The following is a 22298-nucleotide window of genomic DNA, read 5'->3' as shown; positions in this document are numbered from 1 at the left end:
GTCAACGCAGACCACAACCGAGGAGGACCTCGTGAAAGCCAAGCTGGTGAAGGTGCTGATCGGGTTGCTCGCGATCGGGACGCTCGTCGTGCCGGCCGCGAGCGCCACGCCGTACTACCGCGACGTCTACGTGCGCGACAACGCGGGCGACGTGGGCAACGAGCCCAGCACCGGCAGCATCTACTTCAGCCCGGACATCAAGGTGTGCTGGACTCCGGTGCCCTGCGCCGTGTCGCAGAACCCCAGAGTCGGCTTGACGAACTACGTGTTCGTCACGCTGCGCCGCAAGCTCGGCGCCCAGGGCAACGTGGACGGCTACCTGAACCTGTACCACAGCAACATCGGCGGCGGGACCTCGTGGCCCGGTGGCTGGACGTACATCGGCAACGCGGGCACGAGCGTTCCGGTGGGCGGCACCACGGTCATGATCACCTGGCCCGGCTGGAACGTACCCGGTCCCGGTCACTTCTGCCTGCTCGCGCGATGGCTGTCCCCCGCCGACCCGATGACGTTCGCGGAAGGCGTCAACACGCAGCTCAACGCCCAGCGGAACAACAACATCGCGTGGCGCAACGTCGACTCCGTGCGGGTGTTCCCGCGCCGCCCGATCAGCGTGCCCTACACCATCGGCAACCCGAACCCCTTCGACGACAGGCAGAGCCTGATCCTCGAGCAGCCCGAACGGCAGTTCGCGGGCACGGTGACGATCGACCTCGGTCGTGAGCTCGCGGAACGGTGGCGGGCGGCCGGGCAGAAGGGTGTCGGCCTCAAGCAGGTCGGCGAGACGCAGTTCCAGATCGTCGAGCCGAAGTTCGCCCGCCTCGACGGGCTGGCGCTCAAGGCGGAGGAACGCGTCGAGATCGGGCTGACGTTCGAGACCGACGTCGAAGCACCGCCGGCGGTGCTGCAGGTGCACCAGGTCGACGCGCAGGGCGGGGACCTCGGCGGCGCGGAGTACCGGATCAACGAGAAGGAGTGAGTATCAGCTTCGGCGGGTCCGTCTCCGCCAAGCGGAGACGGACCCGCCGAAGGGGTGGTCAATGAAGACGATCATGGTTTTGTTACTGCTGTTGCTGGGAATCGTGCCCGCGCACGGAGCACCGGACTGCAACCCTCCGGACTGCCCGGTCGTCGTGGACGCCCTCGACGGGCCGGTGCACGAGAGCGTCGGCAACTACGCCGCGGTGGTGAAGCTGCGCAACGGTGCGGCGAAGCAGGACGTCCAGGTGTCGTACAAGTTCGTCGACGGCACGGCGAAACAGGGTGAGGACTACCGGGCGCAGAGCGGAGCGGTCGTGATCAAGGCGGGCCAGGACCACGCCGCGATTCCGTACACCGTGCTGCGGATCGGCAAGGAGCAGAAGCAGTTCACCCTGCACCTCACCGAGGTGAAGCCCGGCCAGATCGGCAAGCGCGTGGCGGTGTTCACGATCGCCGGCAGGAGCTGAACAGCGCGAGGGCCGCGGCCCAGTGCCGCGCCGCCTCGGTCCACCGTCCGCACCGGCCCTCCAGGTCGGCGAAGGTGCGGTGGACCGAGGCCTCCTCGAACTCGTCCGGTGCCTGGGCGCGTGCCAGGAGCCCGGCCGTGAGGTGGTCGCGGGCGGCTGTGAGGTCGCCGCCCGCGAGCTCGGCCTCACCGAGGTGGTGCAACGCCGACGCCTCCCGATGCCGATCTCCCAGCGCGCGGCACACCGCGAGCGCGCCGGCGAGATGTTCCCTCGCCGCCAACGAATCTCCGAGCGCGAGCTGCGTGACACCGAGGTGGCTCAACGCGTCCGCCTCGAACCGGTCGTCGCCGATCTCCCGGCTGATGCGCAGTGCGTCGCCGAAGAACTCCAGCGCCGGGACGCGGTCGGCCAGCTGGTGGAAGGCGTTGCCCAGCGACATCAGCGTCGCCGCCTCCAGCCGCCGGTTTCCCTTGGCGCGGAACGTGTCCAGCGCCGCGAACAGCGGTGAGGCCGCCAGGTCCGGCCGCCCCATCCGCACGTAGGTGTAGCCGAGGTTGCGGCGCGCCAGTGCCACACCCTCCTCGTCCCCCGCGGCCCGGTGCACGTGCATCGCAGCCTGGTAGGACTCCAGGGCCAGGTCGAACTCGCGCAGCTCGGAGTGCGCGTTGCCGATGTTGTTGTGCAACCGCGCCTCCCCGCGCAGATCCCCAGCCTCCCGCACGAGCGTGAGCGCTCGTCGTTGCACCACCATGGCTTCGGAGATGCGCGAGGTCATCTGCAACGCGATGCCGAGGCCGCGCAACATCTCGGCCTCGGCGCGCCGGTCGCCGAGCGCACGGGCGGCCTCGACCGCGTGCTCGCACTGCTCGACGCGGGCAGCCCAGTTGCCGCGCGCCTCGAAGTAGCTCGTCAACAGGTAGGCCAGCTGCCAGGTCGCCTGGTGCAGGCCGGAGCTCGCCGCCAGCCGGATCACGTGCAGCAGGTTGTCGCGCTCGGCGTCCAGGTGGGTCAGCACCTCGGCGCGGTTCGCCGCGAACGGCAGGTCGTCGCTGAACGGGCGGGTCACCAGGTCGTGCCGGGGGTTGAGCACGTTGTTGGCCGCGTGGGCGATCGTGAGGTACCGGTCGAGCAGGCGCTCCACCCCGTCGCCGAGGTCGCCGCTCTGCCTCGCGAACAACCGGATCAGGTCGTGCAACGCGTACCGGCCGGCGCCCACCTCGCTGACGAGGTGCGACGCGACGAGCTCGTCGAAGCCCGGCCCGAGCGCGTCGGCGAGGTCGGCGGGGAAGCTCGCGCCGGGATGCTCGCCGAGCACGCGGAACAGGCGTGCCGCCGGTGCGCTCAACGTGCGGTGCGCGCTGGCGAACACGGTGCGGACCGTGCGGTCGTCCCCGTCCACCGCCAGCACGTCCAACGGGTCGTTGCGGGTCAGCTCTCGTACGAGGTCGGCGACCCGCCTGCCCGGCCGCACCGCGAGCCGCGCGGCCGCGATGCGCAGCGCGAGCGGCAACCGTCCACAGTGGAGGACCAGCGCCGAGGCCGCGCCGACCTCCGCCCGCACTCGCGGCGCGCCGAGGATGTCCGCCAGCAGGTCGTGCGCCTCCGGCTCGCTCAGAAGCCCGAGACGCACGGTCCGGACGGCGTGGTGCGTGCCGAGCGCCGAGAGCGTGTCGCGACTCGTGATCAGCAGCAGGTTCCCCTGGTCGCCGGGCACGAGCGGCAGCACGTCCCGCGCGCGGCGGACGTCGTCGAGCACGATCAGCACCCGCTTGCCGTGCAGCAACGTGCGGTACAGCGGGGCCGGATCGGCGGGGATCCGGTCCGCCGGGACGCCGAGGCCGTGCAGCACCTCGGCCAGCGCCTGGTCCGGGGTGAGCCGGCGCAGGTCGAGGAAGATCTGCCCGTCCGGGAAGCGGTCGGCGACGCGATGCGCCCACTCGACGGCGAACGTGGTCTTGCCGACCCCGGCGACACCGGACACCACGACGATCGACGGGAGGTCGGCGAGAGCGGAGAACTCGGCGGCACGGCCGGTGAAGTGACCGGCGCGGGCGGGCAGCTGGGCCGGTCTCGCGGCGGGTTTCGGGCTGTGCAGTGCGGGATCACGACGGAGGATCGCGGTGTGCAGGGTGACGAGCTCAGGGCCGGGGTCCGCGCCGAGCTCGTCGGCGAGCCGGGTTCTCAGCCGCCGGAACAGTTCCAGGGCCTCGGCCTGCCGCCCGTCGAGGTGCAACGCCCGCATCAGCAGGCCGACGAGCCGTTCCCTGGTCGGGTGGCTCGCCACCAGCCGCTCCAGCTCGCCGATCGCGTCCTCGCGATCGAGCCGCTCGGCCCAGTGCCCCTCCAGCGCGGCGATCCGCTGCTCCCGCAACCGATCGATCTCCGCGCGCCCCCACCCGAACAGCTCGGTGCCCGTCAGCGGCTCACCCCGCCACAGACCGAGGTCCTTGGTCCGCGCGAACCGCTCGGCGTCGACCGCCGCGTCCAGCTGGTAGCCACCCGGCTTGGTCACGAGCGCGCCGGGCATGCCGCACTCGGCGAGCGCCTGCCGCACCCGCGCGACATAGCTGTGCAACGACCGCACAGCGGTGCGCGGCGGATCGTCGCCCCACAACACGTCCACGAGCAGGTCGACCGGAACCGGCGTGCCCACCCGCAGCGCGAGCACCGCCACGACGCCGCGTTGCCGGGCGCCGATCAGCTCGGCCCGGCCGAACGGGCCGCACACCTCCACCGGCCCCAGGATCCGGACCTCGCCACGTGGTCCCCCCACGATTCGTACGTTAGCTCCCAATTTCCGTTGCGGCAGCGGCGATCCGGACGAACCACGCAGTTGCCGGTTCGTGGACGCGTCCGATGACATCGGCCGGATCCCGCAGCGGACGTTCCGCCGAACGGACCTTGTCGGTGGCGACGCGATCACCCTACGGTCATCTGGGAGCGCTCCCAGACATTCCCGTCGACGAGGACGGAGAACCTCAAGACATGAGATCGCGACCCCCACGACTGCTCGCCGCCGCCCTGCTCGCGGCGACCGCTTTCACGGCGGTGGGCACCGCAGAGGCTGCGGACTACGAGCGCGTGCTCAACGGAAAGTTCGACAGCGGTTCCGCCGATCCGTGGTGGAGCAGCGCCGGCGTGACCAACCGCGTGACCGGCGGTGAGCTGTGCGCGGCGGTCACCGGCGGCACCACCAACCCCTGGGACGCGCTGATCGGCCAGAACGGCGTCCCCTTCGAGAGCGGGCAGTCCTACACGTTCTCGTTCGACGCCCACGCCGCCTCCGCGCAGTCCGTCACTGCGGCCGCGGGTGAGAGCGTCAGCCCGTACCGCGGGATCGCGAGCAAGCAGTTCGCGCTCACCACGACCACGCAGCGCTTCACGTTCACCTTCACGTCCACTTTGGACTTCCCAGACGCGGGCAACGGCCAGGTCGCGTTCCAGCTCGGCGGCCAGGCGGCCGACAACACGATCTGCGTGGACAACGTGTCACTGGTCGGCGGCGTCAAACCACCTGGCGGCGTGAATCCCAACCCCACCAAGAAGGTCCAGGTCGACCAGGTCGCGTACGTGCCGGGCCTGCCCAAGCGCGCCACGCTCGTCTCCACCGCCACGACGCCCCAGACGTGGACTCTGAAGAACTCCGCGGGCACAACCGTTTCTTCTGGCCAGACCACGCCGAAGGGCGCGGACGCCACGTCCGGCGACTCGGTGCACCTGATCGACTTCTCGTCGTTCGACACGGCGGGCACCGGGTACACGCTGTCCGTCGGCGCGGACAGCAGCTTCCCGTTCGACATCTCCGCCGACCCGGTCAAGAAGCTGCGCTACGACTCGCTGGCGTTCTTCTACCACCAGCGCAGCGGCACGCCGATCGACGCGCAGTACGTCGGCACGACCTATGCGCGCCCGGCCGGTCACGTCAACGTCGCGCCCAACCAGGGCGACAACAACGTGCCGTGCCGCGCGGACCTCGCGTGCGGCTACACGCTCGACGTGCGCGGCGGCTGGTACGACGCGGGCGACCACGGCAAGTACGTCGTCAACGGCGGCATCGCGGCCTGGCAGCTGCTGAACTCCTACGAGCGGGCCTCGCGCATCGGTGACGCTTCCGCGTACCGCGACGGCTCGATGGCCATCCCGGAGAAGGCCAACGGCGTGCCGGACCTGCTCGACGAGGCGCGCTGGGAGGTCGACTTCCTGCTCAAGATGCAGGCACCGGACGGGATGGCGCACCACAAGATGCACGACGCGGCCTGGACCGCGCTGCCCACCCGTCCGGAACTGGACGACCAGCCGCGTCGACTGTCCGCGACGAGCACCGCGGCGACGCTGAACCTGGCCGCGGTGGCCGCGCAGGCTGCCCGTCTGTGGCGAAGCATCGATCCGGCGTACTCCGCGAAACTCCTTGCGGCGGCGCGAAAGGCGTACACGGCGGCCAAGGCGAACCCGGCCAAGCTCGCCGACCCCAACGACAACGTCGGCGGCGGCGCGTACGACGACAAGACCGTGAGCGACGAGTTCTACTGGGCCGCCTCGGAGCTGTACGCGACCACTGGCGACAGCGCGTACCGCACCGACGTGACGGGCTCCCAGCACTACAAGGCGGCCAGTCTGAGCCGGGCCGGTTTCCACTGGGGCGGAACGGCTCCGCTGGGCGACATCACGCTCGCCCTGGCACCGAACGGACTGCCCGCCGCGGACCTCACGGCGATCAAGGCCAAGTTCGCCACGGTCGCGGACCAGCACCTGACGGCCATGGCGCAGATGGGCTACGCGACCCCGTACGACAACAGCACCGACGGCTACGTCTGGGGATCGAACTCCGGCGTGCTGAACAACGCCCAGGTGCTCGCGCTGGCCCACGACTTCACCGGCGCGGCGAAGTACCGCGACGGTGTTTTCGAGGCGCTGCACTACCTCCTCGGCCGCAACCCGCTGAGCACCTCGTACGTGGCGGGCTACGGCGACCAGGCCGTGCAGAACGTGCACCACCGGTTCTGGGCCAAGCAGAACGACCCGACGCTGCCGATCGCGCCGCCCGGGTCGATCTCCGGCGGCCCGAACAGCGCGCTGCAGGACCCGGTCGTCCAGCGGCTGCTCGTCGGCTGCCCGCAGCAGAAGTGCTGGGTGGACGACATCGGCGCGTACTCGGTGAACGAGGTGGCGGTCAACTGGAACTCCGCGCTCGCCTGGGTGTCGGGCTGGGCGGCGGAGAAGGCCGGCGGCAAGCCCACCCCGGGGTCGGACTGCCAGGTTCGGTACGACGCGAGCAAGTGGCAGGACGGTCTGTCGGCCCAGCTGTCGCTCACCAACACCGGCACGACCGCGTGGACGGCGTGGAAGCTCGCGTTCTCGTTCCCCGGCAACCAGAAGGTCACCGCGGGCTGGTCGGCGAACTGGAGCCAGGCGGGCCGTGACGTGACCGCGACGAACATGTCGTGGAACGGCCAGGTGGACCCCGGCAAGTCCGTCCACATCGGATTCAACGCCTCCGGCGGCGGCGCTGACCCGAACGCCTTCACCGTCAACGGCAAGGCCTGCAAGCTCGCCTGACCGGTGCCGCCGGGGGACGGCGGGCTCCCCCGTCCCCCGGCGGTTTCATTCCGAGGTGAACCCACCCCGGACCGTGAAGGTGCCCGACCGCACGACGTACGCGTCGGCACGGGCGTCCCGCTTGCCCACCGCGTGGTTGTACTGGCCCGCGAAGGCGTGCACGCCTTCCGGCACGGTGCGGCCCGGCTTGAGCTCCCACCGGTAGACGACCGCGCCGTCGACCTCCTGCACGGTGACCGTGAAGTCGTCGCCGGCCATGGTCTGCCACTGGCCGGTGGTCCGCACCTCGCCCGTCTGGACGACGCGCAGTTCCACGCTGAGCGAGGAGAGCGGCACGGTGGTCTTGAGCTCCAGCCTGCTCTGCGCCCAGTTGGGGTGGGTCTGCAGATCGATGAGCCCGACCGACGACAGCGGACCGTCTGACACCGGTTTGCCGGTGAGCGGGGCGGGATCCGTGGCGGGCGGCGGACTGCTGGTGGACGACCGCTCCGGTTGCGTCTGGCCCTGTGCGGGAGGCTCGACGGGGGCGGTGGTGGTGGAGGCGGACGGTGTGGAGGTCGCGCTCGGCGGTCCGGCCGTCGGGATCGTCCCGGGGTCCGGGGGTGGTGCGGTGTGCACGATCGCGGCCACGGCGAGGCCGGCGGTGGCCAGGGCGCCGGAGACGGCCAGACCGGCGAACGTCGCTCGGGTCCAGGACCTCGCGATGCCGGACCTCTGAACAGACGCCGCTCTGGTGCTCACAACACCAGTACCCGCGGCCATCTCCATGCCGCGGTGCACCCGTGCCAGCATCCGGTCGCGATCCGGCCGGTACGCCTCGGCCGCCCCGCGCAGCCGCCTGCTGATCTCGTCGTTCACCGAATCCCCCTCCCCGCCACGACGTTCCCGGCCTCGCTCGTGCCGAGAACCCGTTCCAGCTCCGCCATCCCCTTGGAGGTCTGGCTCTTCACCGCGCCCACCGAGATGCCCAGCGCGAGCGCGGTGTCCTTTTCGGACAGGTCGAACGCGTGCCGCAGGATCACGCAGGCCCGCTTGCGGAACGGCAACCGGTCCAGCGCCGCCCGCACGTCCACCACGGCGGCGGTGTCCGGCCCGTGTGTCTGCTGTGGACGCTGCGAGAGGAACTGCGCGATCCGCCGGCGCTCACGTGTTGCGCCGCGGATTCGTTCCCGCGCGAGGTTCGCCACGACGCCGCGGGCGTACGCGAGCGGGTGCTCCGCCGCGCGCAGCCTGTCCCAGCGCTGCCACAACGCGACCAGGGCGTCCGCCGCGAGGTCGTCGGCGGCGTCCGCCTCCCCGGTCAGCAACCAGGCGAAGCGGGCCAGTTCGGCGTGGTGGCGCTCGAAGAAGTCGTGGAACTCCGCCGATCTGTGGTCGACGAGCATGTCTGTCGGTTGCCCTCTCCCTGCTCTGTGGCTTTCGGTGGACCGGGCGGCCGCGGCCCGGGGCATGGGCCGCGGCCGCCCGGTGATCAGGACGGTTCGCCGATCAGCACGCCGCGACCGTTCGAACCGGCGTAGACGCGGCCGTACACGTCCGGGTCGCCGGTGACGGTGCCGCCGATGAAGCCGCCGAACTGGTGCTGGTCGTCGTTGACCCGCGTCCACGCCGTGCCGCCGTCGGTGGACCGGAAGACGCCGGAGACGCCGTTCACCGTGCCGATGAGGTACAGCGCCTGGTAACGGGCACCGGGAGCGGCCTTGCCGAAGCCGATGCCGTCGGCGCGCTGCACACCGGTGAGCTTCGTGAAGCTCGCGCCGCCGTCGGTGGAGTGCCGGAGCCCGTCGTGGGACGTGAGCCACAGGTCTCCCGCGACGCCGGGAATCGCACGGACACGTCCGTCGGTGAGTCCCTTGGCACGTGCGGTGAACGTCCTACCGCCGTCGGTGCTGGCGAACAAGGTTCCCCGGCTCAGCGCATAGAACGTTCCGGCGGCACCACGGTCGGCCACCACCGCGGTGCCGGACGGCAGACCGGAGGACGCCTTCCAGGTCTTGCCCTGGTCGGTGGAGACGTGCGGCAGCTGCCCGGCGGCCGTCCACACGATCGTGCCGCCGTCGGCAGAGACCACCGCGATGCCGCCGCTCGCCCCGCTCACCGGCGTGCCGGCGAAGGGCTTCCAGCTGACACCACCGTCGGACGAGTAGGCGCCGGGCGCTTCGCCGTTGTGGCCGACGCGCACCACCACGTTCGGCTTGAGCTGGGCGAAGTCGATCCAGCTGGTGCTGGAGATCCGCGGGCCGGACATCGCGTCCGACGGCAGCGCGTTCACGTCCTCGTGGCGGAAGCCGCCGACGTCACCCATGGCGCTGAGCAGCTTGCCACCGGGCGGCACCACCAGCTCGGAGATCGCGGTCTCCTCCAGTCCCTTGACCGGGATCGACCAGTGCGTGGCAGCGCCCTTGTCCGCGGCCGTCACGTCCTTGCTCGCCCACAGACCCGAACCGGTGCCGTAGATGACGTGACCGGAGTCGAAGGGGTCGATCGCCATCGCGCCCATCCAGTGGCCGATTCCCTTGCCCACGTAAGGAGAACCGGACGCGTCCCGCACCGACGTGGCCCCGAGCGCCTTCCAGCTGCCGCCGCCGTCGGTGGAGCGGAACAGCTCGTCCGACGGCCACCAGCGGTCCAGCGTCGTGACCATGACCGTGCCGGGGCGCTGCGGGTCCACCGCGAGACCCGCGAAGCCGAAACCGTTGCCCGGCATCGGGGAGATGTCCTTCCACGCCCCGCTGGAAGGCGTGTACTTCCACACCGAACCGGCCTTCACGCCGTTCGGGCCGGGCACGTCCGTGTAGGTCAGGTACAGCGAACCGTCACCGGACATCGCGCCGTGGTGCGGCAACTGGCCCGTGGGCTGACCCGACACCGCCTGCCAGGTGCTGCCGCCGTCGGTGGAGCGGTACAGCGACGCGGACCTGTCGGCTACACCGACGTAGATCGTCCTGTTGGGTCCGAAGGTCACGAACGACAGGCCGACACCGCTGCTCGCACCGTCCTTGACGGGGAAGCTCGAGACCTGGCTCCACGTCACGCCGTAGTCGGTGCTGCGCCACAGCCCGTTCTTGCGGGTGCCCAGGTACAACGTCCTGTGGTCGGTGGGGTCGATCACGAGCTTCTCGCCCATGGACCGGCCGTCCTCGTTGCTGCCGAGCTTGAACGGCAGGTCGGTGCGCTGGAACGTCCTGCCCTGGTCGGTCGAGCGCAGGAGCGAGCCGTTGCCCGCCCACTCGTTGGTGTAGGTGCCGGCCGCGAGGTACACGCGGTCCGGGTCGACGGGGTCGGTCGCGATGCTCTCGATGCCCAGCAGGTTCCAGTCCCAGGTCCAGTCGGTCAGCGGAGTCCACTGACTCCCCTTGGCGTCCCAGCGATACGCGCCGCCCATGTCGGTACGCGCGTACAACACGTCCTTGCGGCTGGTGTTGAACACGAACCCGGTGACGAAGCCTCCGCCGCCGATCTGCGCGTTGCGCCAGGAGTACTTGCCGGACGCGGTGGGCACCGAGGGTGTGGACGGTGCCGCGGACGTGGTCGGCGAGGGCCTCGTCGCGGCGGCCACGACCGGGGCGGACGGCACCGCCGGCCTGTCCTCCTTGGCGATCTTCCACTGCTGGTCGGCGCCGCCGCGGTCGTCGGTCTGGACGACGCCCTGGCCGTCGGCGCCGTCACCGGCGCACAGGACCTTGCCGTTGCTGCGCGAGACGATCTTCACCGCGCCGTCGCCGACGTCCGCGAGCTTCCACTGCTGGTGCTCGGCTCCGGTGTCGGACTGCTGTTCGACGTTGGTCTGCGCGGCCGACGCCCTGGGCACGCCGAGAACCTTCTTGCTGTTGTTGTTGACCAGCTGGTAGTAGCCGCCGTCGACCGGCTTCAGCCGCCACTGCTGGCTCGCGGCGTCGGCGACGGGCTTCTCCTGCTGGATCCGGACGCCGTCCGCGCTGTCGGCTCCCGCCACGTCCAGGGCGTTGCCGCTGCGCACCGAGACGAACCGGTAGTAGGCGGCGGCGTCGACCGCCACCGGCTCCGAGTCGTTCAACACCACCCCGAGGCAGGAGCCGACGAGGGCCGACGTGCCCACAGCAGCGGCGATCACCGTCCCGCGCCTGCGCCCCCGCGGCACCACGCCACCGCGCCGGCCCGCGGTGGACTCGGTCTTGCTCATAGCAGCACTCCTCAGGTCTGTCCTGCGATCTGCCCCCTGGTTGCCGCCGCCGCCGGAAAGGTTGCCGCCGCCGCGCAGAATATTTCCAGACCCTGTGAGCGCTAACAGGGATTACCTGGCGTTATCCAGCTGTCACTTGACGCCTTAATTGTTAGCGATAACACTCGCCACCTACGGCACTGTTGCCGGTCGGTGACATCGAGGAGAACCAATGAGGCTTGTCCAGATCGCGGCCGCCACCGCGCTCGCCGTCACCCTCTCCGCGTGTGGTTCCGCGGAGAAGACGGTCGACCAGCAGACCGGGTCGAGCGAGGGCGCACTGGTCGGCGTGACCATGCCCACCCGCTCGTCCGAGCGTTGGATCCACGACGGCGACAACATCAAGAAGGCCCTCGAGGGCAAGGGCTACAAGGTCGACCTCCAGTACGCGGAGAACGACATCCCCACCCAGGCCAACCAGATCGAGAACCAGATCACCAAGGGCGCCAAGCTGCTGATCGTGGCGTCGATCGACGGCACCGCGATCACCTCGCAGCTGCAGCAGGCCGCCGACGCCAAGATCCCGGTCATCGCCTACGACCGGCTCATCCGCAAGAGCCCGAACGTCGACTACTACGCCACGTTCGACAACTTCAAGGTCGGTGTGGAGCAGGCGAACTCGCTGCTCGCCGGGCTGAAGACCAAGGGCGACGGCCCGTTCAACGTCGAGCTCTTCGCGGGCTCGCCGGACGACAACAACGCGACGTTCTTCTTCAACGGCGCGATGTCCGTGCTCCAGCCGCTGATCGACCAGGGCAAGCTCGTGGTGAAGTCCGGCCAGAAGGACTTCAAGACCGTCGCGATCCTGCGCTGGGACCCGGCGACCGCGCAGAAGCGGATGGAGGACCTGCTCACCTCGACCTACGGCGGCGCCAAGGTCGACGGCGTGCTCTCCCCGTACGACGGCCTGTCGATCGGCATCCTGTCGGCGCTCAAGAGCAGCGGCTACGGCACGCCCGCCCAGGCCTACCCGATCGTGACCGGCCAGGACGCCGAGGTCGCGTCGGTGAAGTCGATCATCGCCGGTGAGCAGTACTCCACGATCCACAAGGACACCCGCCAGCTCGCCGACGTCACGGTGAAGATGGCCGACGCGGTGCTCAAGGGCGGCAAGCCCGAGGTCAACAACACCAAGGACTACGACAACGGCGTCAAGGTCGTGCCGTCGTTCCTGCTGCAGCCGGTGCCCGTCGACAAGGCGAACTACCAGAAGGAACTGATCGACTCCGGCTACTACACCGCCGACCAGCTCAGGTAACGAACAATGTCCGACGACATCCTGGTGATGCGCGACATCACCAAGAGGTTCGCGGGTGTCACCGCGCTGCACGAGGTCTCGCTGACCGTGCGGCGCGGTGAGATCCACGCGATCTGCGGCGAGAACGGCGCGGGCAAGTCCACGCTGATGAAGGTGCTGTCCGGCGTGCGCCCGCACGGCACGTACGAGGGCGAGATCCTCTTCGAGGGCGAGCCGTGCGCGTTCCACGGGGTGCGCGACAGCGAGCGCCGCGGCATCGTGATCATCCACCAGGAGCTCGCGCTGTGCGGGCAGCTCTCCGTCGCGGAGAACCTGTTCCTGGGCAACGAAAGAGCGCGGCGCGGGTTCATCGACTGGAACCGCACCAACCACGAGGCACAGGCGTTGCTGGACCGCGTGGGGCTCCGGGAGAACCCCACGACCCCGGTCAACGACCTGGGCGTCGGCAAGCAGCAGCTCGTCGAGATCGCCAAGGCACTGTCCAAAGAGGTCAGCCTGCTGATCCTCGACGAGCCGACGGCCGCGTTGAACGACGACGACTCGCAGCACCTGCTCGACCTGCTCGACGGGCTGCGCGACGAGGGCATCACCTCGGTGATCATCTCCCACAAGCTGGGCGAGGTCACCAGGATCGCCGACACCGTCACCGTGCTGCGGGACGGCAGGACGATCGAGACGTTGCCCGCTGCTGGTCTCAGTGAGGAACGGATCATCGCCGGCATGGTCGGCCGCGATCTCGAACACCGTTTCCCGCCGCGCACACCGGACATCGGCGACGAGATCCTGCGCATCGAGGAGTGGACGGTGCACAGCCCCGCCCAGCCGGACCGCAAGGTCGTCGACAACGCCACGCTGTCGCTCAAGCGCGGGGAGATCGTCGGTCTCGCCGGGCTGATGGGCGCGGGCCGCACCGAACTCGCGATGAGCGTGTTCGGCCGTTCGTACGGCACGAGCGTCTCCGGCCGGGTGCTCAAGAACGGCGTCGTGATCAACACCCGAACCGTGCAGGACGCGATCCGCCACGGGCTCGCGTACGTCAGCGAGGACCGCAAGCGGTACGGCCTCAACCTGATCGAGGGCGTGCAGCGCAACGTCTCCGCGGCCTCGCTGGGCAAGCTAGCGAAGCGCGGCTGGGTGAACGAGAACGAGGAGTACTCGGTCGCGGAACGGTTCCGGCGCTCGATGGGCATCCGGACGCCTGCCGTCTCGACACAGGTCGGCACGTTGTCCGGCGGCAACCAGCAGAAGGTCGTGCTGGCCAAGTGGATGTTCACCGATCCGGACGTGCTGATCCTCGACGAGCCCACCCGCGGCATCGACGTCGGCGCGAAGTACGAGATCTACTCGATCATCAACGACCTGGCCGCGCAGGGCAGGGCCGTGCTGGTGATCTCGTCGGAGCTCCCGGAGCTGCTGGGGCTCTGCGACCGGATCTACGCGTTGTCCGAGGGGCGGATCACCGGCGAGGTGGACCGCGACGAGGCGACGCAGGAACGACTTATGCAGTACATGACGCGAGGACAGAGCTGATGACCACGAAGACCGCGCCCGCACCGGCCGCCGCACCGCCGGAAGCACCCCGCCGGATCTCGATCAACCTGCGGCAGTCCGGCATCTACGTCGCGTTCGCACTCATCGTCGTGCTCTTCGCGTTCCTCACCGACGGCGCTCTGCTGCAGCCGCAGAACATCTCCAACATCATCGTCCAGAACTCGTACGTGCTGATCCTGGCGATCGGCATGATCCTGGTGATCATCGGCGGCCACATCGACCTGAGCGTCGGCTCGACCGTGGCGCTCACCGGTGCGATCTGCGCGGTGCTGACCGTCCAATGGGGACTGCCGTGGCCGGTCGCGGTGCTGCTGACCCTGTTGTCGGGCGCGCTCATCGGCGCGGCACAGGGGTACTGGATCGCGTACTTCGGCATCCCGGCGTTCATCGTGACGCTGGCGGGCATGCTGGTGTTCCGCGCGCTGACCCTGACCACGCTGGGCAACCAGGGCATCGGGCCGTTCCCGGACGAGATCCGGTCGCTGTCCAACGGCTTCACCGGCGGATATCTCGGCAACATCGGCCTCGGCCCGCTCGGCGGCGCCGACCTGGTCAGCCTGCTCGCCGGTCTCGCGTTCGTCGCCGGGTTCGCGCTCTCGCAGTGGCGCAAGCGCGCGGCCCGGCTCGGCTACGGCCAGACCGTCGACCCGATGCCGGTGTTCGTGCTGAAGATCGCCGGTGTGGCCGTCGTCGTTATGGCGGTCGTCGTGCAGCTCGCCCGCTTCCGCAACCTGCCGTGGGTGCTCGTGCTGCTCGCGGCGCTGGCGCTCGGCTACTCGTTGATGGCCAACAACTCCGTGTTCGGCCGGCACATCTACTCGATCGGCGGCAACCTGCAGGCCGCCACGCTGTCCGGCGTGAAGGTCAAGGCCGTCACGTTCTGGGTGTTCGTCAACATGGGCGCGCTGGCCGCGCTCGCCGGCGTGATCTTCGCCGGACGGCTCAACCAGGCCGGTCCCACCGCGGGCACGGCGTTCGAGCTCGACGCCATCGCGGCGGCGTTCATCGGCGGTGCCGCGGTCCAGGGTGGTGTCGGCAAGGTCGTCGGCGCCATCACCGGCGGCCTGATCATGGGCGTGATCAACAACGGCATGTCGTTGATCGGCGCTCCCAGTGAGCGCGTGATGCTCGTGAAGGGTCTCGTCCTGCTCGCGGCGGTCGCCTACGACGTCTGGACCAAGCGCCGCGCCTGAGAGTTCCGCTAAGCACAATCCGGAAGGCAGACAACAACGATGTTGTTATCCCTGCGCCATTTCGGCGTTGTCGTGGCCGTGACGGCCGCGTTGGTCCCCGTCCCCCAGGCCAACGCGGCCGAGTCACCCGTGCGCGTCGCGGCGAACGCGGTGTCCGTGCCGAACATCGACGACGTCCGCGGCAACCTGACCTTGCCCACCACCGGCCTCGACAACACGACGATCACGTGGACCTCGTCCAACGGCAAGGTGATCACCCCGACCGGTGAGGTGAGCCGTCCGCCGACGGGCAGCAAGCCCGCGAAGGTCGTGCTGACGGCGAAGGTGAGCAACGGCAGGCAGAGCACGTCCCGCGCGCTCACCGCGACCGTTGCCCCGCTGCCGGCCAAGGAACCGTTGGCGGGCTACGGCTTCTTCTACTTCACCGGCGAGGGCAGCCCCAACGGCGAGCAGATCTACGCCGCCGCCAGCAACGGTAACAACCCGTTGAACTTCACCGAGCTCAACAACGGCCAACCGATCCTGAAGTCGAGCCTCGGTGAGCTCGGCGTGCGCGACCCGTTCATCCTGCGCTCCCCCGAGGGCGACAAGTTCTACCTGCTGGCCACGGATCTGAAGATCAACGGCGGCAACGGCTGGGACGCGGCGCAGCGCACCGGCAGCCGGTCGATCATGATCTGGGAGTCGACGGACCTGCGGAGCTGGTCGCGGCAGCGCAGTGTCCAGGTGTCACCGCCGACCGCGGGCAACACGTGGGCTCCGGAAGCGCACTGGGACGCCAAGCGCGGCACGTACGTCGTCTACTGGGCCTCGAAGCTGTACGCGGAGAACGACCCGAACCACACCGGCAACACCTACAACCGCATGATGTACGCGACCACGCGTGACTTCGTGACGTTCAGCCCGGCGAAGGTGTGGATCGACCCCGGCTACTCCGTGATCGACTCGACCGTCATCGAGCACAACGGCACCTTCTACCGGTACACCAAGGACGAGCGGAACAACACGTCGACCACGCCGTGCAGCAAGTTCATCACAGCGGAGAAGTCGACCGATCTGCTGAACCCGAAGTACGACTTCGTGGCGGAGTGCATCGGCAAGGCGACCTCGACCAGTCCCGGACTAAGCGCCGGTGAGGGCCCGACGGGCTTCAAGTCCAACACCGAGAACAAGTGGTACCTGTTCATCGACGAGTTCGGCGGCCGCGGCTACGTGCCGTTCGAGACCACCGACCTCGCGTCCGGCAAGTGGACCATGAGCACGGGTTACCGCCTGCCCACCTCGCCGCGCCACGGCACGGTTCTCTCGGTGACGCAGGCCGAACTGACCCGCCTCACCGCTCCCCCGGCACCGGTCAAGGCGGACAGCAAGGGCCTCGTCGCGCACTGGCCGCTCAACGGTTCCGCGAACGACGCGACCGGTCACGGCTACGACGGCGCTGTGGCGGGCAACGCGACGTGGTCCGAGGGTTCCCTGCAGCTCAAGGGCGGGCACGTCCAGCTGCCCAACAACATGCTGACCGGCGCCTCCGCGGCCACGATCTCCGCGGACGTGCTGGTCGACCCGGCCCAGCAGACGCCGTACTTCCTCTACGGTTTCGGCAACACCGGGACGAACGGCGTCGGCAACGGCTACCTGTTCGCCACCGGCGACACCTACCGCGGCGCGATCGCCACCGGCAACTGGACGACCGAGCAGGGCGTGAACTCCGGCCGTGCCTTGCCGCGCGGTGTCTGGAAGAACGTGACGCTGACCGTCGGCAACGGCGTGGAGGTGCTCTACCTCGACGGTGTGGAGGTGGCCCGCAACACCGGCGTCACCATCAAACCGTCGGACATCGGCGGCGGTATCACCGCGGCCAACTACCTCGGCCGCTCGGTCTACGCGGCGGACCGGACGTTCCTGGGCAGGATGAAGGACGTCCGCCTCTACAACCGCGCGCTCTCCGGCAACGAGGTAGCGGCGCTGCCGTTCAACGGCACCCTGATCCGATCGGTCGCGCACAGCTCGCTCAAGGCCCCCGCGGTCATCGAGCCCGGCAGTGTCGTGCTGCCCGTGGCACCGGGCACCGACCTGCGGCGCGTCAAGCTCGACTTCGGCCTCGCACCCGGCGCCTCCATCACGCCGAACGGCACGGCGGACCTCCGCAAGCCGCGCAAGTTCGTCGTGAGATCGGGCAGCGAGAGTCGCGAGTGGACGGTCGAGGCCCACGAGCTGCGCAGCCCCGTGCTGCCGGGTCTCAACGCCGACCCGAACATCGTGGCGTTCGGCGACACCTACTACATGTACGCGACCACGGACGGGTTCGACGGCTGGAGCGGCACGAAGTTCTCCGCCTGGTCGTCCAAGAACCTCGTCGACTGGAAGAACGAGGGCGTCATCCTCGACCTCGGCCCGGACGTCAGCTGGGCGGACAGCCGGGCGTGGGCACCGACGATCACCGAGCGGAACGGCAAGTACTACTTCTACTTCTGCGCCGACGCCAAGATCGGCGTCGCGGTGAGCAACTCCCCCACCGGCCCGTTCGTGGATTCCGGCAAGCCGCTGATCGCCCGCAACCCCAGCGGTGGCGGACAGGCGATCGACCCGGCGGTGTTCGTCGACCGCTCGGGGCAGCCGTACCTGTACTGGGGCAACGGTGAGGCGTACGTCGTGCCGTTGAACGCCGACATGATCTCCTACGACGCAGCCAAGATCACGCGCATCAACGGCCTCGCGGACTTCCGCGAGGGTCTGTTCATGGTCGAGCGGCAGGGCACCTACTACCTGAGCTGGTCGGTCGACGACACCCGCAGCGAGGACTACCGGGTGGCCTACGCGACGGCCCCCAGCCCGACCGGGCCGTTCACCAACCGCGGCCTGATCCTGAGCAAGGACGCGAAGCTCGGCGTCAAGGGCACCGGCCACAGCTCGATGCTCCAGGTGCCCGGCACCGACGACTGGTACCTCGCCTACCACCGCTTCGCCATCCCCGGCGGGGACGGCACGCACCGCGAGACCACGATCGACAAGCTGAAGTTCACCCGCGACGGCACGATCGCACCGGTCGTACCGACGTTGGAAAGCGTTGCCCCGCAGAGGATCCGGCCGAAGCACTGCCGGTTCGAGTTCAACTAGGAGTTCGATGTCCCAGCGTGTACCCGAGCTCGGCCGTGAGCTCTTCGGCCGGCTCGGTGACACGGACGTGCACCGGTACGTCCTGGCGTGGCCCGGTGGGATCACCGTGCGGATCCTCGACCTCGGCGGCGTGATCCAGTCGCTGGAGGCACCGGACCGCAACGGCGTCCGCGCCAACGTGGTGCTCGGCTTCTCCTCGCTCGACGAGTACGTCGCGAACAACCGGCCCGGCGCCGCCAGGGTGTTCCTCGGCGCGGTGATCGGCCGGTACGCCAACCGCATCGCGGACGGCACCTTCGCCCTGGACGGCGTCGTGCACCGGCTGCCTCGCAACAACGGCCCGAACACCCTGCACGGCGGCCCCGCCGGGTTCGACACGCGCGTGTGGTCCGCGACCGAACTGCACGAGCCCGACAGCATCGGGCTGCGGCTGGAGCTGGTGAGCCCAGCTGGTGACGGCGGCTTCCCCGGCACGGTGACCGCCCAGGTCACCTACCGTCTCGACACCCACAACCGGCTGAGCATCACCTACCACGCGACCACGGACGCGCCGACCGTGCTCAACCTGACCAACCACACCTACTGGAACCTGGCCGGCGAGGGCAGCGGTGACGTCCTGCGTCACTCGCTCATGATCAACGCGAGCCGGTACTGCCGCGTCAACTCCGCCCTGATCCCGCTGGGCGATCCGGTGCCGGTCGACTCGACACCGTTCGACTTCCGCCTGCCGACCACGATCGGCGCACGCATCAACCACCCTCACGCCCAGCTGCGGATCGCGGGCGGCTACGACCACAACTGGGTGCTGGACGAGGCGGGCCCGTTCGCCGCGCAGGCCTGCGACGCGACGTCCGGGCGGTTGCTGACCATGCACACCACCGAGCCCGGCCTGCAGTTCTACTCCGGCAACTTCCTCACCGAGGACCTGGTCGGCACCGGCGGACGCCCGTACCACCGGGGTGCGGGCTTCGCGCTGGAGGCACAGCACTTCCCGAACTCGCCGAACCGCCCCGACTTCCCCAGCACCGTGCTGCGGCCGGGCCAGGTCTACCACCAGGAGACGGTCTACCGTCTGTCCACAACGGACTGACCTGGCTTTAACATGTGAAAGGCGCTGCGACACAAGGATTCTCGTCGATTCGAAAGTTAATTCGACTCGGCGTGAACCTCCCGGTGGGCTGTCTCGTTCAAGGTGGTTGATCGAGCTTCGCTCACGAAAGGGGCCCTGTCGTGACAGCCGTGTTCCAGGAATCCGCCCTGCGCGATCTCCCTCCCGCCGATCGCGCGCTGTTCCAGTCGTTCGGCGCCGGACCGACCAGGACTCCCCCGTTCCACCACGTCCACCACGCGTTCGAGGCGCAGGCCGCCCGACGTCCGCGCGGGATCGCCGTCGAGCACCTCGGCCGGTCGCTGACCTACGCGGAGCTCGACGCCAGGGCTGATCTGCTGGCGGAACTGCTCACGCGACAAGGCGTGCGCCCCGGTGATCACGTGGGACTGTTCCTCACCCGGTCCGTCTCCATGGTCGTGGGCATCCTCGCGGTGCTCAAGGCAGGAGCCGCCTACGTGCCGCAGGACGTGCGCATCACGCCGACGGCACACCTGCGGCACATCGTGCGCATCGCGAGCATCGACGTGGTGCTCACGACGACGGCGGACGCGGCGGCACTGCCGGACCACCTCGCCACGATCATCACGATCGACACCCTGCCCGACGCCGGACCGGTTCGCCGTACCATCGTCACCGAGCCGGAACCGGACATCGCGGTCGTCATCTTCACCTCCGGCACGACCGGACGGCCCAACGGCGTGCGCGTCTCCCACACCAACCTGTGCAACGTCCTGCTCACCGCACCCGGACACCTCGGCATCACCGCGGGAACCAGGGTGTCGCAGCTGCTCAACATCGCCTTCGACATGGCGGTGTGGGAGATTCTCGGCACCCTCGCGAACGGCGGCACGCTGGTGATCCGCGGCGACTCGCTCGACCAGGCGGCAAGCACGGTGGACGTCGTCATCGCCACGCCCAGCGTCCTCGCCTCCCTCGATCCCGATACGTGCCAACGGGTGCACACCGTCGCGGTCGCCGGTGAACGCTGCCCTCAAGCCCTGGCCGACAGGTGGTCGCGGCACGCCACCTTCCACAACGCCTGCGGTCCCACCGAAGTCACCATCGTCAACACGGTCCAGCGCTACGACCCGAACCTCGGGCTGCTCACCATCGGCAGGCCGGTGCCGAACACGACGGTGTACGTGCTGGACGAGAACCTCCGGCCGTGCCGCATCGGCGAGGTGGGCGAGATGTGGGCCGGCGGGAACTGCGTGACCGAGGGCTACCTGGGCGACGACGAGCTGACCGCGCAACGGTACCTGCCCGATCCGTTCCTGGGCGGCAACCACGTGATGTTCCGGACCCGCGACCTCGGCAGCTGGACGGGCGACGGCCAGCTGCGGCACCACGGCCGCACCGACGACCAGGTGAAGGTGCGCGGGTTTCGGGTCGAGCTCGACGCCGTGACGTCGGCCCTGGAAAGAGCCACGGACTGCGGACACGCGACGACCCTGGTGCACAACGGGAAGCTCGTCGGGTTCATCAGCCCGGCCACCGCGACACCCGAGCAGGCGAGGCGCGCGGTCGAGCAGCGGCTGCCGTACTACTGCGTGCCCACGTTGATCGTTCCCGTCGACACGCTGCCGACCACGGAGCGCGGCAAGGTCGACCGCCGCGCGCTGGTGTCGCGTTTGGACGGTCCTCAGCAGGAAACCGTGGCATGACGATCGACACCGCCGAGCTCGCTGACCGGTCGCTGCGCACGCTCCTGCGCCGTCGCCCGTTCACCCACCACAACCGGCTGGCCGCGGCCGTCGTGCTCGCGAACCTCGTCGCAGCCCTGGCTCTCGACTGGCAGGCAAGCACGCTGGTGGTCGTCAACCTCACCCTGGCCGCTCTGATCCGCCAGCAGCTCGTGATCAACCTGCTGTTCCGGCTCGCCACCAGCGCTCCGACGCACTGGCCGTTGCGGGTCCGGTGGACGCTGGGCAAGGTCTACCACTTCGGCGGGCTGCACGTCGGCGCCGCGATCAGCGCCACCGCGTGGTTCTCGGTGGTCGCCGTGACCACGCCGGGACCGCTGACCTGGACGATCCTCGCCCTGCTCGGCGCGATGATCGTGCTCGCGCTGCCGCGTCTCCGTGCTCGCCACCACGACCTGTTCGAGCGCTCGCACCGGTTCGGCGGCTGGACGGTGCTGGCGCTGTTCGCGGTGCAGTCGGCGGTGACGGACCCGGTGCTGCTCTGGCCGCTCGCCCTCGTGGCGGTCAGCGTCGCACTGCCGTGGCTGCGGTTGCGGCGGGTGCCGGTGCAGATCGTCAGCCCGTCGCCGCACGTGGCGCTCGTGTCGTTCGACCACGGCGTCACGCCGTTCGCCGGGTCGTCCACCGCGGTGAGCCGGAACCCGTTGCTGGAGTGGCATTCCTTCGCCAACGTCCCCGCGCCGGGACGCAGCGGGTTCCGGCTCACCATCTCCCGCGCGGGCGACTGGACGGCGAGGCTCATCGCCGACCAGCCGAGCCACGTGTGGGTCAAGGGCATCCCGACCGCGGGCGTCGGCAACATCGACAAGCTGTTCACCAGGGTGGTGTGGGTCGCGACCGGCAGCGGCATCGGCCCGTGCCTGCCGCATCTGCTCGCGCGGACCGCCCCTGCCGTGCTGGTGTGGTCGACCCGGGACCCGCGCCGCACCTACGGCGACGCGCTGGTCGACGAGATCCTGCACGTGCAGCCCGACGCCGTCGTGTGGGACACCACCACGTCCGGCAAACCCGACCTGGTCGCCCTCGCGTACGACGCCTGCCGTCGTTTCGACGCGGAAGCGGTCATCTGCATCTCCAACAAGCCGACCACCTGGCAGATCGTCGAAGAGCTTGAATGCAGGGGAATTCCAGCCTACGGCGCGATCTGGGACTCGTGAGGA

14 protein-coding genes are annotated in these 22298 nt (G+C 69.5%); 10 read left to right on the top strand and 4 right to left on the bottom strand.

Features of this window, described 5'->3' with window-relative positions:
- Nucleotides 1-31 precede the first annotated feature (31 nt).
- Together AB0M24_RS13030 and AB0M24_RS13025 are read left to right on the top strand one after the other, a co-directional pair.
- Nucleotides 32-979, top strand: coding sequence for a hypothetical protein (locus AB0M24_RS13030; protein ID WP_363765355.1), 948 nt, complete (start codon nt 32-34; stop codon nt 977-979).
- A 73-nt stretch (nt 980-1052) separates the two neighbouring features.
- Nucleotides 1053-1448: a Calx-beta domain-containing protein gene (locus tag AB0M24_RS13025; RefSeq protein WP_363765352.1), complete on the top strand. Its 396-nt coding sequence runs from the start codon at nt 1053-1055 to the stop codon at nt 1446-1448.
- Here AB0M24_RS13025 and AB0M24_RS13020 read toward each other — a convergent pair.
- Nucleotides 1426-4221 carry a BTAD domain-containing putative transcriptional regulator gene (locus AB0M24_RS13020; protein ID WP_363765349.1) on the bottom strand — a complete coding sequence of 932 codons (2796 nt, stop codon included), beginning with the start codon at nt 4219-4221 and terminating at the stop codon, nt 1426-1428. The two genes, AB0M24_RS13025 and AB0M24_RS13020, sit on opposite strands and share 23 nt — an antisense overlap.
- A gap of 212 nt (nt 4222-4433) precedes the next feature.
- Here AB0M24_RS13020 and AB0M24_RS13015 point away from each other — a divergent pair, with 212 nt between their 5' ends.
- Nucleotides 4434-7004, top strand: a complete 2571-nt coding sequence (locus AB0M24_RS13015) for a glycoside hydrolase family 9 protein (RefSeq protein ID WP_363765346.1) — start codon at nt 4434-4436, stop codon at nt 7002-7004.
- Nucleotides 7005-7049: 45 nt separating this feature from the next.
- Here the strand turns inward: AB0M24_RS13015 and AB0M24_RS13010 are convergent, their stop codons facing one another.
- The 3 genes from AB0M24_RS13010 to AB0M24_RS13000 all read right to left on the bottom strand — a co-directional run bounded on the left by AB0M24_RS13010 (nt 7050) and on the right by AB0M24_RS13000 (nt 11166).
- A complete protein-coding gene (locus tag AB0M24_RS13010) occupies nt 7050-7862 on the bottom strand; it encodes a hypothetical protein (protein WP_363765343.1) in 813 nt (270 codons plus the stop codon).
- Entirely contained in the window at nt 7859-8389 is a 531-nt protein-coding gene (locus tag AB0M24_RS13005; RefSeq protein WP_363765340.1) for a SigE family RNA polymerase sigma factor, read from the bottom strand. Before AB0M24_RS13005 ends, AB0M24_RS13010 begins: the two co-directional genes overlap by 4 nt.
- A gap of 86 nt (nt 8390-8475) precedes the next feature.
- A complete protein-coding gene (locus AB0M24_RS13000; protein ID WP_363765337.1) occupies nt 8476-11166 on the bottom strand; it encodes an RICIN domain-containing protein in 2691 nt (896 codons plus the stop codon).
- A 211-nt stretch (nt 11167-11377) separates the two neighbouring features.
- Here AB0M24_RS13000 and chvE point away from each other — a divergent pair, with 211 nt between their 5' ends.
- From chvE to AB0M24_RS12965, 7 genes are all read left to right on the top strand, one after another.
- Nucleotides 11378-12463 (top strand): multiple monosaccharide ABC transporter substrate-binding protein, encoded by a 1086-nt coding sequence (chvE, locus tag AB0M24_RS12995; protein ID WP_363765334.1) that lies wholly within the window; start codon nt 11378-11380, stop codon nt 12461-12463.
- A gap of 6 nt (nt 12464-12469) precedes the next feature.
- Nucleotides 12470-13993, top strand: a complete 1524-nt coding sequence (gene mmsA, locus AB0M24_RS12990; RefSeq protein ID WP_363765331.1) for a multiple monosaccharide ABC transporter ATP-binding protein — start codon at nt 12470-12472, stop codon at nt 13991-13993.
- On the top strand, nt 13993-15207 hold the full coding sequence (gene mmsB / locus AB0M24_RS12985) for a multiple monosaccharide ABC transporter permease (protein ID WP_363765328.1): 1215 nt from the start codon (nt 13993-13995) through the stop codon (nt 15205-15207). The genes mmsA and mmsB overlap by 1 nt, the downstream gene beginning before the upstream one ends.
- 39 nt (nt 15208-15246) lie before the next feature.
- The gene (locus tag AB0M24_RS12980; protein WP_363765325.1) at nt 15247-18324 is read left to right on the top strand and encodes a family 43 glycosylhydrolase; all 3078 of its coding nucleotides are present in this window, start codon (nt 15247-15249) and stop codon (nt 18322-18324) included.
- Between the two features lie 7 nt (nt 18325-18331).
- A complete protein-coding gene (locus AB0M24_RS12975) occupies nt 18332-19414 on the top strand; it encodes an aldose epimerase family protein (protein WP_363765322.1) in 1083 nt (360 codons plus the stop codon).
- Nucleotides 19415-19554: 140 nt separating this feature from the next.
- Nucleotides 19555-21099, top strand: coding sequence for an amino acid adenylation domain-containing protein (locus AB0M24_RS12970; RefSeq protein ID WP_363765319.1), 1545 nt, complete (start codon nt 19555-19557; stop codon nt 21097-21099).
- Entirely contained in the window at nt 21096-22295 is a 1200-nt protein-coding gene (locus AB0M24_RS12965; protein WP_363765316.1) for a hypothetical protein, read from the top strand. The genes AB0M24_RS12970 and AB0M24_RS12965 overlap by 4 nt, the downstream gene beginning before the upstream one ends.
- The last annotated feature ends 3 nt before the right edge of the window (nt 22296-22298 follow it).

This window comes from Lentzea sp. NPDC051838 (assembly GCF_040681245.1).
Lineage (GTDB): Bacteria > Actinomycetota > Actinomycetes > Mycobacteriales > Pseudonocardiaceae > Lentzea.
This window is presented reverse-complemented; position numbering and strand designations above follow the sequence as displayed.